14 protein-coding genes are annotated in these 16,275 nt (G+C 36.4%); 1 reads left to right on the forward strand and 13 read right to left on the reverse strand.

Annotation, left to right across the window (positions count from 1 at the left end):
* Positions 1-714 precede the first annotated feature (714 nt).
* Together AC58U0_RS03175 and msrA are read right to left on the reverse strand one after the other, a co-directional pair.
* Positions 715-918 (reverse strand): hypothetical protein, encoded by a 204-nt coding sequence (locus AC58U0_RS03175; protein ID WP_497377610.1) that lies wholly within the window; start codon positions 916-918, stop codon positions 715-717.
* A gap of 16 nt (positions 919-934) precedes the next feature.
* Complete coding sequence (gene msrA / locus AC58U0_RS03180; RefSeq protein ID WP_497377611.1) at positions 935-2,065, reverse strand: peptide-methionine (S)-S-oxide reductase MsrA; 1,131 nt, start codon at positions 2,063-2,065, stop codon at positions 935-937.
* A 930-nt stretch (positions 2,066-2,995) separates the two neighbouring features.
* On the opposite strand from msrA, the gene AC58U0_RS03185 reads away from it, so the two are divergent.
* Positions 2,996-4,081: a stalk domain-containing protein gene (locus AC58U0_RS03185; RefSeq protein ID WP_497377612.1), complete on the forward strand. Its 1,086-nt coding sequence runs from the start codon at positions 2,996-2,998 to the stop codon at positions 4,079-4,081.
* 246 nt (positions 4,082-4,327) lie between these two features.
* Here AC58U0_RS03185 and AC58U0_RS03190 read toward each other — a convergent pair whose 3' ends face one another.
* From AC58U0_RS03190 to AC58U0_RS03240, 11 genes are all read right to left on the reverse strand, one after another.
* Positions 4,328-4,456 carry a hypothetical protein gene (locus tag AC58U0_RS03190; RefSeq protein ID WP_497377613.1) on the reverse strand — a complete coding sequence of 43 codons (129 nt, stop codon included), beginning with the start codon at positions 4,454-4,456 and terminating at the stop codon, positions 4,328-4,330.
* Between the two features lie 217 nt (positions 4,457-4,673).
* On the reverse strand, positions 4,674-4,808 hold the full coding sequence (locus AC58U0_RS03195) for a hypothetical protein (protein WP_497377614.1): 135 nt from the start codon (positions 4,806-4,808) through the stop codon (positions 4,674-4,676).
* Between the two features lie 639 nt (positions 4,809-5,447).
* Positions 5,448-6,317 carry a type II toxin-antitoxin system PemK/MazF family toxin gene (locus tag AC58U0_RS03200; RefSeq protein WP_497377615.1) on the reverse strand — a complete coding sequence of 290 codons (870 nt, stop codon included), beginning with the start codon at positions 6,315-6,317 and terminating at the stop codon, positions 5,448-5,450.
* Positions 6,302-7,210 carry a toll/interleukin-1 receptor domain-containing protein gene (locus AC58U0_RS03205; protein ID WP_497377616.1) on the reverse strand — a complete coding sequence of 303 codons (909 nt, stop codon included), beginning with the start codon at positions 7,208-7,210 and terminating at the stop codon, positions 6,302-6,304. Before AC58U0_RS03205 ends, AC58U0_RS03200 begins: the two co-directional genes overlap by 16 nt.
* A 235-nt stretch (positions 7,211-7,445) precedes the next feature.
* Positions 7,446-8,498 (reverse strand): toll/interleukin-1 receptor domain-containing protein, encoded by a 1,053-nt coding sequence (locus AC58U0_RS03210; RefSeq protein ID WP_497377617.1) that lies wholly within the window; start codon positions 8,496-8,498, stop codon positions 7,446-7,448.
* Positions 8,499-8,543: 45 nt separating this feature from the next.
* Entirely contained in the window at positions 8,544-9,578 is a 1,035-nt protein-coding gene (locus AC58U0_RS03215) for a toll/interleukin-1 receptor domain-containing protein (RefSeq protein WP_497377618.1), read from the reverse strand.
* Positions 9,579-10,049: 471 nt separating this feature from the next.
* Complete coding sequence (locus AC58U0_RS03220) at positions 10,050-10,808, reverse strand: hypothetical protein (RefSeq protein WP_497377619.1); 759 nt, start codon at positions 10,806-10,808, stop codon at positions 10,050-10,052.
* 191 nt (positions 10,809-10,999) lie between these two features.
* Complete coding sequence (locus tag AC58U0_RS03225; protein ID WP_497377620.1) at positions 11,000-13,051, reverse strand: TIR domain-containing protein; 2,052 nt, start codon at positions 13,049-13,051, stop codon at positions 11,000-11,002.
* Between the two features lie 18 nt (positions 13,052-13,069).
* Positions 13,070-13,615 carry a TIR domain-containing protein gene (locus AC58U0_RS03230; protein WP_497377621.1) on the reverse strand — a complete coding sequence of 182 codons (546 nt, stop codon included), beginning with the start codon at positions 13,613-13,615 and terminating at the stop codon, positions 13,070-13,072.
* 19 nt (positions 13,616-13,634) lie between these two features.
* Positions 13,635-14,204 carry a toll/interleukin-1 receptor domain-containing protein gene (locus AC58U0_RS03235; RefSeq protein ID WP_497377622.1) on the reverse strand — a complete coding sequence of 190 codons (570 nt, stop codon included), beginning with the start codon at positions 14,202-14,204 and terminating at the stop codon, positions 13,635-13,637.
* 232 nt (positions 14,205-14,436) lie between these two features.
* A complete protein-coding gene (locus AC58U0_RS03240; RefSeq protein WP_497377623.1) occupies positions 14,437-16,275 on the reverse strand; it encodes a TnsD family Tn7-like transposition protein in 1,839 nt (612 codons plus the stop codon).

Genomic DNA, 16,275 nt, shown 5'->3' on the forward strand with positions numbered 1-16,275 from the left:
CTCCGCGCGGCCTATTTGATCTCTCCGGGAATGAGCGTGATATCGTCAAGTACTTCGTCTGGTGATGAGTTACTTACAGGTCACCGACGCTATTGTACAATTGGAACTTACTATAGAAAATGAAAAAATTCCCACTCGATTCATACGATTCTCTCACACATATGTAACTAGTTAATTATATTTAGTTAGTTACAGATAGTACTATATCACGCTCATGAGATAATTACAAGTAACAATCTAAATATAATTTTAATGGTTACACACCTGCAACTATCCGTTACAGACAACACTGAGAACCGTATCATAATAGAGCGCATGCGATTATGCTGAAAAACTCCCGTTAGTTGAGTGCTGCCGCATGGAGCTTAATAGTTTATTTTCTCAGCCTACAACTCTATTTCCAATCTAATATTTTATTTTCACCGAACAAACGCCTAAAGCTTCCTTTAGTAGCTGAAATGTGTTGTTCTGCTTCCTTGTTTCTTGTTTTATGACCAATTGAACGCAAGAAGATCGTTCTAACCAGCTGTTACGGTGGTAGAACGATCTTCTTAATTGTTTGGAGGAAGATTGTTTAGCTCTTAGAACTGATTGTCAAGTCGATGTTAGTGAAATAGAGCGTCAGCATCCCTTCGTATCCGGAATCCGTGCCTATTATAATGTATAATTCTCCAGCAACGTTGCTTTTCACATTAAACGTACGCTCGAAGCTTTTCAACTGGAATCCACTTTTCTCTGCGTCCGGTTTGGCGATGTTTCCAAATCAGGCGGTTCTTGTTTCCAATCCGTAGGCTTCGAACCGTAAGCGAAAAAGTCTGCAAAGCTAACACTGCGTTTATCCAGCGGACATTGATTGAACACATTAATCAATTGATTAATGTGTTTGTCAAATATACGCAATACCAATTCATCTCTCATTTTATATCTCCTCCAGCTAACTAAATTGCTCCGCATAGGAGCCATATCCTCTTTCATTTAGTTCAGCTTTCGGAATAAACTCCATGGCTGCAGAGTTCATACAGTATCGAAGTCCTGTTGGTTGGGGTCCGTCATTGAATACATCGCCTAGAAATGAATCCGCATAACGGCTTCTAACTTCCGTCCCAAAAAATAATTTACGTTTAAGCACAACATTGCTTAACTCCAAAGGCTTTGTGAAACTAGGCCAGCCCGTACCTGCATCATATTTATCCTTTGAGCTAAACAAAGGCTCACCTGAAACAATATCCACGTAAATGCCTTCTTCTTTGTTATTCCAATACTCATTACTAAATGGCGGCTCATCTGTACCATTTTGCGTTACATTATATTGGCGTTGAGTCAGCATTTTCAGCTTTTCCTCTTTATTAAATTCTCTATCAAAACCTGTTTTCGCTGTAATTTTTACTTCTCGATTCTCGCCCCAAATTTTATTCAAAAATTTATCGCGACCAGATCCGTGCTCAGTTATTTTATAACGGATTGGTTTTTTTTTGTAATAATCCTGATGCTCTACTTCGGCTTTATAAAACGTTGATGCAGATGAAATTTTAGTTACAATCGGCTTATCAAACCTATTTGATACTACTAATGCATCTTTGGAAGCTTCAGCCAACTCTTTCTGTTCAATATTATTATAAAATATGGCAGAAAGGACATCATTGCCACGATCAGCAAATTGACCGTCTGCATCGGTAGGATCAATATTTCGCCAGAAAACTTGAAGGAGGTTATCATACGTAATCAGATTTGGGTTGAAACGAACTTCCACCGATTCGAGATGTCCTGTAGTTCCAGAACCCACTTCCTCATAGGTCGGATATTCCTTTTGTCCTCCCGTATAACCACTTTCAACACGCAATACACCATCAAGCTTCTCAAAAGCTTCTTCCATATGCCAGAAACAACCACCAGCAAAAATTGCGGTTTCGAAAGGTGTGCTCGAAGTTTCATTAACTGGAGTTAAAAGCTGTTGCACATTCACTTTTTCTTTTATATGAAACGAAATGTAAAAGGAAATAGCGTAAACAATAAAAACTAATAGGACACTGGATAATACAACTATTTTACTTTTCTTGAATTTCATTTTGTTTTTCGTCTCCATTTCAGCACTCTTAGTTGTTCAAAAAACAAGTAACTTCATAGAAAGATCCAGCCGCTAGTATAACGAGAAGAATCACAATGATTATTTTTTTAGTCAGGACCAAAGGAATGGGCAGGGTTCATAGATCCCTTACAAATAGAACCTGCAGAAATGACCATTAAACCAACAAGTCCGCCTCTTACCAAGAGAGCAATGGTAACAAGATCCAGAATTATGTCCGAGGGTATAGATAAGTGTCATAACTAACAAACCAAATGTAATTGCAATCCTAGTATGCGTAAGGCTTTGTGTAATCTAGTTAATTGCTACGGGTACGGTACCCACAAATACTAAAAGATAAGAACCAATAAATTCAGCAATCAGTTTCTTTTTTTAATTCTAATTCAGCTCCTATCCTCCCCATATCGGCTGTTCGTAACATTCTAAATATATTATGTAGGTTACAATGTATCACACACACCCAAAGAGCACAAGTAACTATTTAAATTACATTTCAAAGGTTACATGCATGTCACCTTGAGAAACCAATGTTCCTTATATCACAATGTAAAAAAGGAGCTATTTCATCATGTAGTTATAGATTCTCATTACATCTTTTTGAGGGATAGATAGTTCATACTGTTGGGGAACAATTAAGTTTTGAAGTGCAAATGCAAGAAACTATCAAACTTTATAGTTTGCTAGCTTCTTCATCAAAGTATAAAGACAATCATTAGAATCGAACTATTGATTGAGGGGTCAGGCGAGGATTATAGGGATGGAAAAGAGAGATGTGCAGCCTTACAGCTTCCAAAGTTCCTAAATCTTACAAAATAGTTTAGGATAACTGCAACATATTGGAATCGACCTCCGTCTGATGGATTGTCAACATGATTGACGCTACATTTCGAACATCGGAAGGAGCATTATACTATGAAGAAGAAACTAACTGTCATATTAACTTTGGCTGGGATACTCGGCACAACAGCCGCGGTCGGAGCTGAGGATTTGGTAGAGAAGGTTACAGGTTACTTACAAAAAGATGTAAAGATTCTTGTTAACGGACAAGACAGTGCGCTAACGCCTGTTTACATCGATGGAAAAGCGTACCTCCCAGTACGCGACGCTGCGACTCAGCTTGGATATACGGTGAATTACGATGAAGCGAACAAAGAGATCGAGTTGGACGAGGCGGCTGACCTCATGCGTTCAACTGGTGTGATCGTAAGCGTACAGGCCAAGGAAGACGGTAGTAATACTCGCATCGAGCTGCTTGGCAGCACATGGGTCATTTTAAACGTGGACAAATCGACTACCATCAAGAGCTTAGACGGTAAAACACTAACTGCAGCCGATCTTAAAGCCGGTACTCAAATCGATGCCGCGTTCGGTCCAGCAATGGCGATGAGCTATCCAGGCCAAGCACAAGCTGTAAACATCAACGTTCACGCAGACCGCTCGGTCAAAGAAGATACAATCAAAGCAGTGAATCATACAAATGATGGCTGGCAGGTTCAATTAGGTGACAACTTGGTACTTAACGGCGGCAAAGAAACTCGCGTCATGACGTCCCAAGGTGAATCCGTGAATTGGGAGGACCTGAAAGCTGGTACGAAAGTAAAAGCTTACTATGGTCCATTTGAAACGAAAAGCCTACCTCCGCAAAGCCCTTTGTTCCTACTCGTTGTTCAGGCTCAATCGCCTGTAATCGGCACTCCGAAAATGTCGCCAGAGACAGCGCAGGAATACCGCAACTTGGCATGGGCGCAAGTGAAGGAGCAAGCGACTCATATTACAACGAAACAAGACGAAGCAGCTGTTCAAATCGTTTCCTCTAACGAAGTAGGCGTATTGGCTTCCACAGACGAGCAGAAGAAATTGCTCGCAGATATTCAAGCTGCGCACGGCAATTTCGTGACGATTACTTACAACACAGACCAAGATGAACTTCTTGGACCGTTAACGGCTGTGTTCGATTTCAACACAAAAGCTTTTGTCGGCTTCAACGCTAGAAGATAAACGGATTCTAACAAGCCATGAAATTCAACCTTCATTGAATATCATGGCTTTTATTTTTCAGGGGCAGAATTCACTCCCCGTGTATCTCATCTGGAGCCTCTTTTTACTTTTCCATGCTATCCTGTACGTCTCTTACCAGCCCCACATCTCCGTCCAGACTTTATCAACTTGCTGCGAACTTCTCAGTAAACATCAAAAAGTCCCCACCGAGGAGCAATGAGGAATAGGAGTAGAATTATAAAAACATTAATTTCGGCTCATTTTCAATTTTATAAACTCAATAATTTCATCCTGATCGGTAGCCTTTAAATTATCAAAATGCAACAGTAAGTTAGCCTCTTTATCATTGACCTTTTCAATCCCAAAAGAATCCACTCAACATCCACCTCGAATAACTCGACATCACGTAGCCTGCGATATTCCAATTCGATTAGAGAAATCAACTTGATTAATCGTATTCATCTTTCTAATTAATTTAATACAGCTGCCTATTGTTTCGATATGTATCATTCCTTAAAAAAAATAGTCCCGATGAAAATACACCGGGACTGACTTAGAGGTTCACGACTTTTTTATTGGTTCACAACTCTTTTTACTGGTTCATGACTTTTTTATCACCAGACAAGAAGAAGAAGCTGTCCATTTGTCTTAAAGTCTGCCACTCCCCCACCCAATCTCTCACCCGCTCCAAACCCGCTCCCAGCAAGGCTTCAACCCACTTTTCCACTCTCACTCTTTACTCCTTTAAATAACTAAAAGATTGACGTAAAGCATGAGAAAACCATACGAGAAAAGCAAAAAAATCAGAGAAAATCCGAGAAAAAAAGCAATTAAAGTTTGACGTGAGAGCATGAGGAAATAGCATGGGAAGATCCAGCGGCGGAACTTCATAATTGAGAAAAGCGATTGAGGAAGTGAGCGGGAAGGACAGAAAAAGCAGAGAGAATGATTGGGTGAAAGGCAGGCGGGGCATGGGTTTGCTGTTTCAAAAGCAGGAGGAAAGGCAGGAGGAATGATTGGGAAGGGATGAGTGGAATGGTTGAGAGTCAGCCTGGGAAAAAGAAGAAGCCGAGCGAATGTCAGGGAAATGCCTGAAATTCGCTCGGCTGAGTGGCAAACTTTAAGTGCTCAGAGGGATACTTTGTGAGATAGGTGGAGACTTAAATTGCTGTCTACTGTTCAGTGACATTAAAGTTGGTAAACGGGAAATCCTTATAAATCAAGGGTTTCCCGTTTTTTTAAATAAAATCTAGTTACATTATAGTTGGTAAGCGAACTAACACTCGTTATTCTTATTGACATTATAGTTGGTAAATTACATTTATATCCAAGTGTGTATCGCTCTCTTAATTATCCTCATTGACATCTAATTTGCTAATCCAATCCAATCCCGAAACGGAATACTTATTTTGTCTGGAGTGAAAACATGCAGTGATTCATCGTTCATTTCCAAATTGCCTTGCTCAATGTAATCATATAAATCTAAATATTCTTGACCTTTAAATTTTCTCTTAAAAAAAGGAACTCTTTCAATAGTCATAATAGCGATATTTTTTTCCATTCCATCAAAGTATCCTAATTCCCAAGGCATCCAAATCGATCTATGAGAATTTTTGGAAAACACAAAAAGCAATGTCTTCGAATTTCTCATTCTATTTCGCATCGTTTGTGCAGTTTCTCTAGTCGCATTTTTTGGTTTCAGATGTGGATCACGAATGGAATCCACATAAACTTCATAATTAAAGTTCTGAAAGTACGCGGCAAGTCCTGCTATTTCAATTTTGTCTAATGAGCTATGCGACAGAAAGATATCAAACTTTGCATTATCAGGTTTCGAATGACTATCTGTAAGAATGCTCGAAATGGTTTGACCGCTTTTCTCAAGTTCTTTCTCAGTATAATCTTTTAAGTCCATAGAATTGAATCCGCTATCAAAGAAATTCTTAATTAGAGCAGTAATGTTCAAGAGGTCCACTTTTTCAATTTCTCCGATTTTTTCGATCAATCGTATTTTACTTACAGCTGTAAGCTTACTAATATCAACATACTCATTTGTTGAATCATTTGGATTGATCTTAATTCCATACATCTGATCCAATCGCTTACTTTCTGATTTTGAAAGGGGTGCAACAATAAATGAATTACCAGTGTCACTCAGGATAATTACAGGTCTTTTAGTTTTGGTGAATCTAACAATAAATATATCACCTATTTGTGGTTCTATATGTTGCACCATGTATTCACTCCTTCATTATGTTTTACGTTTTCATTTCGGTTCAGCCGAAAATTGTGGATCTGTCGAAAATATTTCGAAAGATGGATATAATAATCATACCCTGTATCGTTCCCCATTTTTCTGCTGGTTACCTGAACCTTAATCGTAGATTGTTGGAGGCTATAATTCTTAGTTACAGCACCCTTTATATTTATCAAAACTGTAGAATCATTCCGTTTCTCGAATGATTTTGCACATTCTTCAATTATCCCATTAACTAATTTGTCATCCTTCCCTTCTACAAGATCTTGTAAAAAGGATGAAAAATAATGTTCACGTGCCGTAATTGTCACAAGAGTTAAAACCGACCATTCGAACTCCCTTGAGAATTCAATAAAATTAAGTCTGATAATAAATTGTTTCCGCCTAGAATCAGTTCCCCAATCAATCGAAAAATCTGTAAAAAACTCTCTTTCAAGGGAAAACCTCCCCGACTTCTCATTCAGCAACTGCGACAAAGGAATCATCAAACTGGAGAAAGCTTTTTTAAAAGTTTTGTTTGTAAAATCAGCAAATAGCTTGTTTTCAATTTCTTTCGGTAATGTACATTTATCAATAAGAACAGGTAGGATGATTTTTCGTTTTTCAATTTTCTCTCTTCTAATTGCGATCTCATATTCTTTTGTAAACCATCTAATTTCCTTAGTTTTAAGGCTATTACTAGAGGATTCGGATAAAACGATAATGATAAACTCCGCTTCATTAAGTTCATTAACGATTTTCTCGTTCAATTCACTTCCAACCGAAATGTGCCAACGATCAATGAACACATGAATGCGTTGTTTCGTTAAAGCACTACATAGACTTTCAGCAAAATCCCTATCTTCCTCAGCAAAACTAACAAAAATAGACAAGTTAATTGATCTCCTCTAACATTTATTTAATGTTTAATACAACGATATTAAATTATTATTTACGCTGATGACTCAGCAATCTATTATTCCTGTGGTATGCAGCTTGATAGTCCCATGAGTGATATGAAAATAATGTTGAAATACTTGATGGAACGTGCTCTTTTTTTTATAGAACCATTTTAGTACATATTTCGACTCATCCTTTTACATCTTCGTTTTCAACCATTTATTAAATTCACTTTAATCGACGCAATAAGTGCTTAACCCTCTCAGGAACACCAAAAGCATCACTTACTTGACTGTTGCTTTTAATAGCTACTTCCATTCTTTTCAAGAGATCAGAATCCATGTACTCTGTATTTTCTTCAATCATGGTTAGTGTATGTTTCGCCTCTGAAAAACTCTCGGAGTTTTCGAATTTACTTACTAGTGCTTCAGTTTTCTTTCGGTATTCCCTTCTAACGGCTTCCTTTATTCTACCTTCAGTCTCTTCAATCCTTTTCGTCATATCTGGGTCTTTGGATTTAGAATATTCCAGTAAGCCTAATATATTTTGAAAATCAGTAATGCTTTCAACCTTCTCCAGTTTACTAATTAGAATATCAGTCATCTGGCGTTTGGTTGAAGGATGTTTATACAAGGCTAAGAAAATATCTTTTGCAATTTTTAGAGCATCTCTCTGCGTCCCTTCTATTGCTTGATATTTACCTATAAACCCATAAGGGTCAGATTCAACTCGAACCGGAACAACAAGAACGTTTCTGCCTAGAGCAATTCCAATTTCTTGATCAGTCCAATTACTATTATGGAAATTTTCAGTCATTAGTGCCACAAGTGCATCACAAGAATGCAAAGCAAGCTCGATTTCCTCCTGCCATTCTCTTGTTGGTTCAATATCTTTATGAGCCACAAAACCCGAAATTTGATATAATAATAGTATTTGTTGTATCTTAACTGCTAATTCCTTATCCGATGATAGATGACTAAGGAACACTCTAAAATGATTAGCTTCCCAACAAGAAGGAAAGGTATCTTGTTGTGATGAAGAATACATAATATCCAATGAGTCAGGTATAAGTGAAAGGTGCATTCCTAATTGCAATAATTGCTCGTTAGGTACTTTCTCAATCATTTTCATGATGTATTCTTTTTTGTTTCCATTATTCCATCCATTACTTGTAGGCAAGCTAAATTGATCTAAAATTAAATCTATGACTTGCCAATCTTCTTCTGTAGAAAGAGATTCAGCAATTTCTATAATTAGCTTCACTCGTTTACTAGTGTTCATATTCTTAAATCTCCTAAAATATCATTTAATTTCAACATTAAAAATTTAATTTCTCAAAAGATTTAATAATTGCCCTTCAATTTCTTCTCTTTTATTCACTCTATATATAACACGATCACGAGCTCTTTTAGGAACCATTCGTGTGTCATCAACACAGAAAATCCAAACTTCCATATTTCCAGAATCTAAACGATCTAAGGCTAACTCTAATTCATCAAAACACCATGGACTGCATGCATATTCTTTGCACCATGTGGCAATAAAAACATCTGCTGAGAAAATCGCTTCTCTTATTTGAGATAGAATATCATGCCCAGCCCCAAATTCAGAATCATCTCTAAATACTTTGTTGTTACGACGACGTAACAATGTCTCAATAAAATCAGCCTCATTTGGTCTTGCTCGGGGATAACTAATAAAAAAGCTGGCTGACTTGTATTCTTTCATTTGTTCATGATTTTGGGAATTAGACATCTTCGTTAAGAAACCTACGGATATATTTATTTTATTTTCATCTTGTAATAGTAGATAATCAGGTCCTAATTTATCTAAAAGTTCATACCTTTTTCGTTGAAAAGCTTGTCCAGCAGCTCCACCCATAAATGCTAAAGGTAATATCATTTTATTCTTCGACTCCGCTAGCAATAAAAGCATATTTGCAGCGCCATCAAGTTTACCTCCAATTGCAATAACGACATGACATGCCTCTAGTGCCTGAAGTTGACATAGCAACCATGAGTAGCTTTTTGATTCCTGATTATCAAAAAGTGGTACAGGATATGCCATTATATTTATATTTTTGGATTTAGCTTCTTTTTGCAGACCCTCGATTTCTCTTCGTACATGTAACGAATCTACAAAATAATACTCAATAACTTGACCTTCCTGTAACTGGCCATCAATATACCCTTTGAATACCCAATAATCTGCACTGTCATTAAACGGACTACACACAGACAAAGAATGTCCAGAACTAGCTAGACACTTTCCGATATTTAAACAAATTTCTTCAAACCGCTCTTTTTCGCCACTTTCTGTGAGCTGCTCATTAGTAAGACCGCCTATAATAAGACATTTCATCTTTGCACTTCCCACTATGGTATGTTTTACTTTAAAAACGTAAATTGAAAACATTTATTTTCAATATGCAAATTGCATACTACTTTTTCACTTTACTTTACGTTGAACAATTTAATGATCGAACCCAAAAGATAGTAATTTGTTTCAGTTTAAAATGAATATTTCATTAAGTATGAATTCCAATTTATCACCCAATCTATTATCCAGTACGTTGTAGATTATTAGCCTTTAGTGAGGGGCTCTAGGAAGATTTCTACTTTAATATTTAATTAATATTTATCATTAGTAGAGACATCAAGTAAACTAAAAAAACGATTCAGGCAGTTTATGCCATGAATCATCATTCTTCCTAATCTATCTTAAGCGCTTTTCAATGCCAAGAGAGGTCAAATTCCGTTATACAATAACTTATTTATTCAATTATCTCAATCGAATAATTTGATTCCTCTAAACATGATCATTTGCAATTATTTAATCGCTACGCTTCCATTTCTCCAAGTTGACATCAAAATATTTGTTAACCTCTGTTTTGAAGAAAATATTAATTTCTTCGAATCCTTTGCAAATTTCATCATAACGATAATACTGCTTTTGAATTTCAGATATCGGAGTCAAATGAAAGTCAAGTGGCTCCCCACCACCATCCATACGCTTCACTATATCTTTCTCGGAAACGAACTTGTACCATCTTCTGAAATTATTTTGATGCGATGTTAGAAACTCATTGAGTCTCTGAATAATCTCATTTGTAACATTGTATAATTGCCGCTGTTCTTTTTTATTGCTCCATCGTCCCTTCTCACGTTCATTATCGAGAATTTTCATTTCGATTCTAAAAAATTCATATGTTTTGTAATAGGAGGTCAACGTTTCATCAAAATTGTCTCTCTCCGTATCAATTTCAAATAATGTTCTCTTCGTGTCCAGAAAAGAATGAACTGATCTCCTATACAATTTATCGGGATTGTCAAATAATAGGTTGAATCCTCCTAGGTTAAGCTTTTCAATCTTAAAAGCCCACTTGTTTGTGAGTAGCCCTATACCTACTAAAACTATAAGTAGCAAAGGTAGCACACCAAAAAGCATTGTCGAAATCATGGTTATATTTTTCCAGGGGCGATGCTCGGTTAGTTTACTCAGATCGATCCATATTACACAGTAAAGTACGCCAATAAGACTAAGTACGATTAATACAACAATTGGGTTAATTTTGGAAAAATATTTTTTCAACTTATATCCCTCTATTCTAGAGAGGTACATTTTCAAAAAAAATGCCTCTATTAATCATTTTGCTTGCTTAAAGAGTTATAAAGTATTAATTAGTTCACTTAATTACGTCAATACTACCAAACACGAAATCGGATGCCTCCGTTATTATTGGTGACATATAAAACTTTTAACTTTCGTAATAATCCTTTAATTTATAAAGCTGACAACCCTTTTAGAACAAGTGAAATCATCTCAGGTATATGTGGGGTTTGGAATAGAATATGATTTTCCTCTATTGAAAGACCATTTCTAAGTCCTTCAATCCCAACATTATTTAAATAATTTATTGCTTGCTCGTAATTAATACTTTCACCGTTAGTTTCATCGTTATTATGAGCCTCATACACTTTTCTATATTGCTCGTCTTTCAACTGAAAATCAGTACTCAGTACATTAGGCTGAACACCACAAATAGCATCAATAATTGCTTTTGTACAACCCCCATATCCACCTAATAAATAAGTAGGTTTCTTATTCTGTATGGCAAGAAGTACTTCTTCTAAAATTCCAGGGTATTTTCCTTTAAACCCTTGGACAGGTCCTCCTAGTGCAAGCCTAATATCAATAAAATCATTCATTTCTTCACGCATTTTTGAAAAGCTACGTGCTAATATTACTTGCTCATTCGGACTTTCAAACAAAGGGGATTTGATAAACTGCTCCTTTAAACCACTAGGTGGGTCTACTAGATGAAAATCAGCAACCCTACGTAGTCCAGCTAATTGTTCTTTTGTAAAGTTCAAATATAACGGCCATGCTGAAAAATTATGTATACGATGTGATGATTGTACTTTCTCCGGAAAATACGTCTTTACCAGTTCCAACAATAAATTCGTAAATCCACCCGGTCGCAAGTCTCCTCCATAACATAAGGTTGTTCCATTAACAAGTAAATATCGAGCGAACTCTGTAATTACATCCTCTAAATGTTTTTTACTTAATCCATAATTAGATATATCAGAACTATTAGAAATGGAGATACCAACTTTTAAATTATTAAATAAACTAAGAACCTCATTGGATTGATTTAATTTGCGTTTCTGAATAAGTGGAAGTATTGTTGGTGTCAAAAAGGTGTATCCTGCTTGAACACCACTTAGCACATGTAATTCCTCATAACCAATTGGTGGTTCCGGGTAAAGTATGACTGCATTATTGTTTCCCTTGGTCTCCTTGATAATATTTACGAAATTAAATAATTCTGGGTGATTAGAAATAACTACTAGATCATCCTCCAAACCGTACATCCCAAGCAAATCGGTTAAATGCTCACGAGTATAAACGTCCCTTAAAATCTCCAATAAAGCAATGTCAATAATTTCACTGATCTTATTTTTGGAGGCATTCCATCGAATTGTAGGAACATTACCCAGATACGGAAAACTTCTTCCCTCTCCTTTAGCAACTACATTAACTACTACAATCGGTATTTTTGCTAACTTTGCTTTAATTACTTCTTTCCGACACCACTCCCGTGATGCATACGAATCTGTATGAATTACCAGCAAGGCTGTTTCTTGCATCTGCCCCTCAATTTCATTTTCGAATTCATGACCAGGAGCGATATCATTTGCATCAAAAAATGACTTCAATGCTGTTTCTGAATGGATATAATTCCTTATTTTAGATGAAATTTTTTCGCCATCTTGTTTCGAATGACTTAGAAAAAGGGTTATGGGTGCGGGACTTAAATGATTTGCTTCCGAAACTCTTGGACGCCCTAAAAGAATGCGGCAAAATTCATGGGAGAGGCTTCCTAAAAGCTTCTTTTCCTGTAAAAACTGATCCTTTTCCTGATGTAACCTAATAAAGTTAATACCACTAATCCCATCCATTTGAAATGCAGCTTTAGTAAAAGAAACTGGAAACATCCTTGTACTTGGACATTCCTGTACTTTATTCCATAAATGTTCTACTGCACTGTTCCAATCTGAACTTGCTACCATGTTGTCATCAACAAGAACTATAATGGCATTATATTTCGAATCTTGAAGATGGAATAGAGACTCTACGTTATGTATGTCCTTCCATTCTGTATTAAAAAACACCGGTAAACCAGGCTTCCGATATATAATATCTTGACTAAGGTCTCGAGAATAGTGATTATATATCTGATCAGCAAAGTCCTGTCCCTTAGAAAATGAAGGGTGCCAAATAATATGTAATACTAAAGTTGGTTTATATCTTAAATTTAAATTCGCCAAAACTTGCCCTCCTAGTTACTACTCACATCGATTTTTTCCATACTGAAGTCTAGAATTATTGATTAACTTTGATCTTGAAATACGAGCATCAAATGCATCTCTAATAGCTTCAATAATGTTTGCATCACTAGAACATGTACTATTCCATGCGTACATTTTCGCATAACCACTTTTTATGTTATCTGCTAGTCTGGGAGGGATATCCTCGTAACTATATTTATTATCCTTAAGGGGATATGTGGGTAGCAGAATCCCTACCAGTCCAGAATATCCCCCTACCTTCTTATTTAATGCAGCCGATATCTCCCAATCAACATGTTTTCTACAATATGTTTTAGGGCCAACGAGAACAATTTGAACAGAGGTATCCGTCATGTAGTCTTTCTGAATTAATCTTTTAATATATTCAGTACTCAGATCGGTATCGATATCCCCGTCATTAACTGATTTATTCGTAAAGATATGAGAAAACAATTTCCCAAAAGCATCTTTGTAGGCCTGGTCTTCCTTATGATAATAACTAATAAATGTCTTATGTTTAGTTAATTGATTACCATGAAACATTATGTTTTCACCCCTCTTACTATTTTTGCCAATCAAGATAAGGATCAAGCGAATGTTTTGTCTGGCTCGCTGGGTTCGATTCAACGTGTTTATATGTAGACTCTGAGAGGGATTTATTTACACTATTTACACCTAATTGTTTGAGGTAAGAATTTAAGCTTCCTGTCCCCCGAACAAGATGTGTGATCTCAAGAAATGGTGGAATTGAAACCGTGTTTTTTAATGTCAAAGTAGAAAGTTGCTTCTGCGACTTTTTTCCAAAACCTATTTCATAAGGAACCCACCATGAGTTAACTGTATCTTCTGATACAATACACATCATGTGCGTACACCTTTGTATTCCTGCTTCTATGTTTTTAGTTATAGCAGTAGGGTCCCCATTATCAACAGCTCTCCGCAATTTATCATCGTATATGTCCAAATATATATCAATTCCTGCTTCTTCGATGTATTCACCAATCTTAATTACAGCTTCCTTATCATCACTAATATGTGAAAGAAAAATACAAACCGGACTTTTATCTGAAAAAGAAAAACTTTTATTGATTGCTTCATTTAGAACAGGGTTTGCTAAATTTCTGCCGCGCATCTTACATCTCCTTAGATCTTTAATGTGTATTTATCAACATTCTCTAGTTAACGAAATACTGCTACTGTTGCGGATTAGTGTGAGTTAATCAATATTAACTATATATACGAATTTTCTTCAAATATTAATTTCGACATACTTCCGTATTCTTCCTTCTAATCCCCTATTTTTTTACAATTTCGTTTCACCATTAACATTGCAAGAATATTATTGGCTTGGCCTGTATTTTAACCTAAACAACCTTACTGGTTCGATCTCTTATCTCCTCTTTTAATCGCTCATAATCCACTTTCCTTAAACCCGCGACTTTAGCAACTTTCCATCCCTTTACTATGTGAAATCTCTTTTTTAATTCCTGAACAGACAGATCAACTCTACGAAGTTGATACTGTTCTGTCGACTCTACTACCTTGTCTAACTCCTTCTGAGTTTGTGGCATGTTCTCCAACCTATTACTAATTAGTGAAAGTGCTCCGATCTGCCTACCAATCTCCGACTTAGACACCCTCAATTTACGTACAGCTTTTAAACGAGTTGCCGCTTGTATTACCTGCAATGTCATCTCTTTATCTCGTTGTAACCAATCCACACGATTTCTTTTTCGTGATAACCTTCTCGTTATTGGCTTATTTAGCCATAGCCAATCCTTATCATTTTTGTATAGCCAAGAGTATAACGTACGATAAGAATCATTAGCTTTAGACAAATACTTTAACTCATTCATTTCCAACCATTGGTTTCGTTTTTCAAGTACGAGAGGCTTACTTTCTTTATTAGCTGAGATAAAGCACTGCTTTGACTCTTTATCCTTCTGTTCGTACTGACTTTTAATTGTCTTCGGATCTACACCAAGAAACCTTGCTTTTGCCCTAAGTGAAAGAGACGGATCTTGTGACAACTCTTGAAGCTTTGCCCTCCAAACTTCACCAAATTGTTTGATGCGTCCAATTTTCCAAATATCAGTTTCGGATCCATCAGGACCTCTTCGAGAATATATAAAGCCGCAGCTGCATGTAAATGTTCCAACTGGTCTCCCTGTATCTGTACACTGCGTTACTACACATGACGTTATTATTAATTCCCGATGATGCTGAGCAGCTAAATTTAAACAAGGCCATGGCCCTTCACCAAATGGATTTGATACTACGTCAGATATACTTTGATTTAGACTAAAAGATACATTTATCCCAAAAAAGATGTGCAGCAGAATATGACGCAGTGGGTGACAAACATATTCTGGGTCTCTCAAAACTTTATGAAGCCATGAGTCATAAGTTTTACCAACATGACTCCCAGCATCACTTAAAACCTCCTCACCATAAAATCTAATAAATGTAGGGAGGATTCTATTAAATTTTATGCTACCGTTCCACGTAATCTCTCCCAACTTTTTTAATTGGTTAAGATATAAAGCATGTAAATACCGAGATCCCAAATTTGTATTTTTCATATTTAAGATCTGATGTGATGTTTTTGCAATTTTAATATCATATATAAAACCCCCTTGCGTTTCAGCGTTTGTATTATTAATTACAGACTCTATAGCGATAAACTCGTGTTTATTTCTTCTTGATGCAAAATTCACTACTGACTTGAATAACAAAACATGATGCCTATGGCATACTCTAACAAAGGGCAGCTGATGCGACCTATGCCAATAAGCAGCTCCGAATTGCTCTTGATCATTGACAACACATACTGGGCAATACATTAACTTAGCAGGATTTTTAATTCCACTAGCAGGCAGACCCATTTTCATATGTAATGATTTCCCATCGCAATATAGCATTTCGTTAATGACTTTCTCTATTCGCTCTTTAGGAAAAAATGGCATGTAATAGGGTAACAAGGTATGATCAAACAGTAACTGCTCTGCAGAGATAGAAAACCCTGGGATTCTACTACTGAGTTCTTTGAGATGACATGGAAAATCTGTAACTGCACAAATATTCATGGATCCAAATAAATCCCTCATCGATTTCTTACAGCTTACATTTCCGGAGTAAGAGTGATATCTAGCGAACACGCTATATAATAACTCGTCTGGGAATGGCGGTGGGAAAAAGTGCAT

The sequence above is a fragment of the Paenibacillus sp. J31P190 genome, from assembly GCF_059692075.1.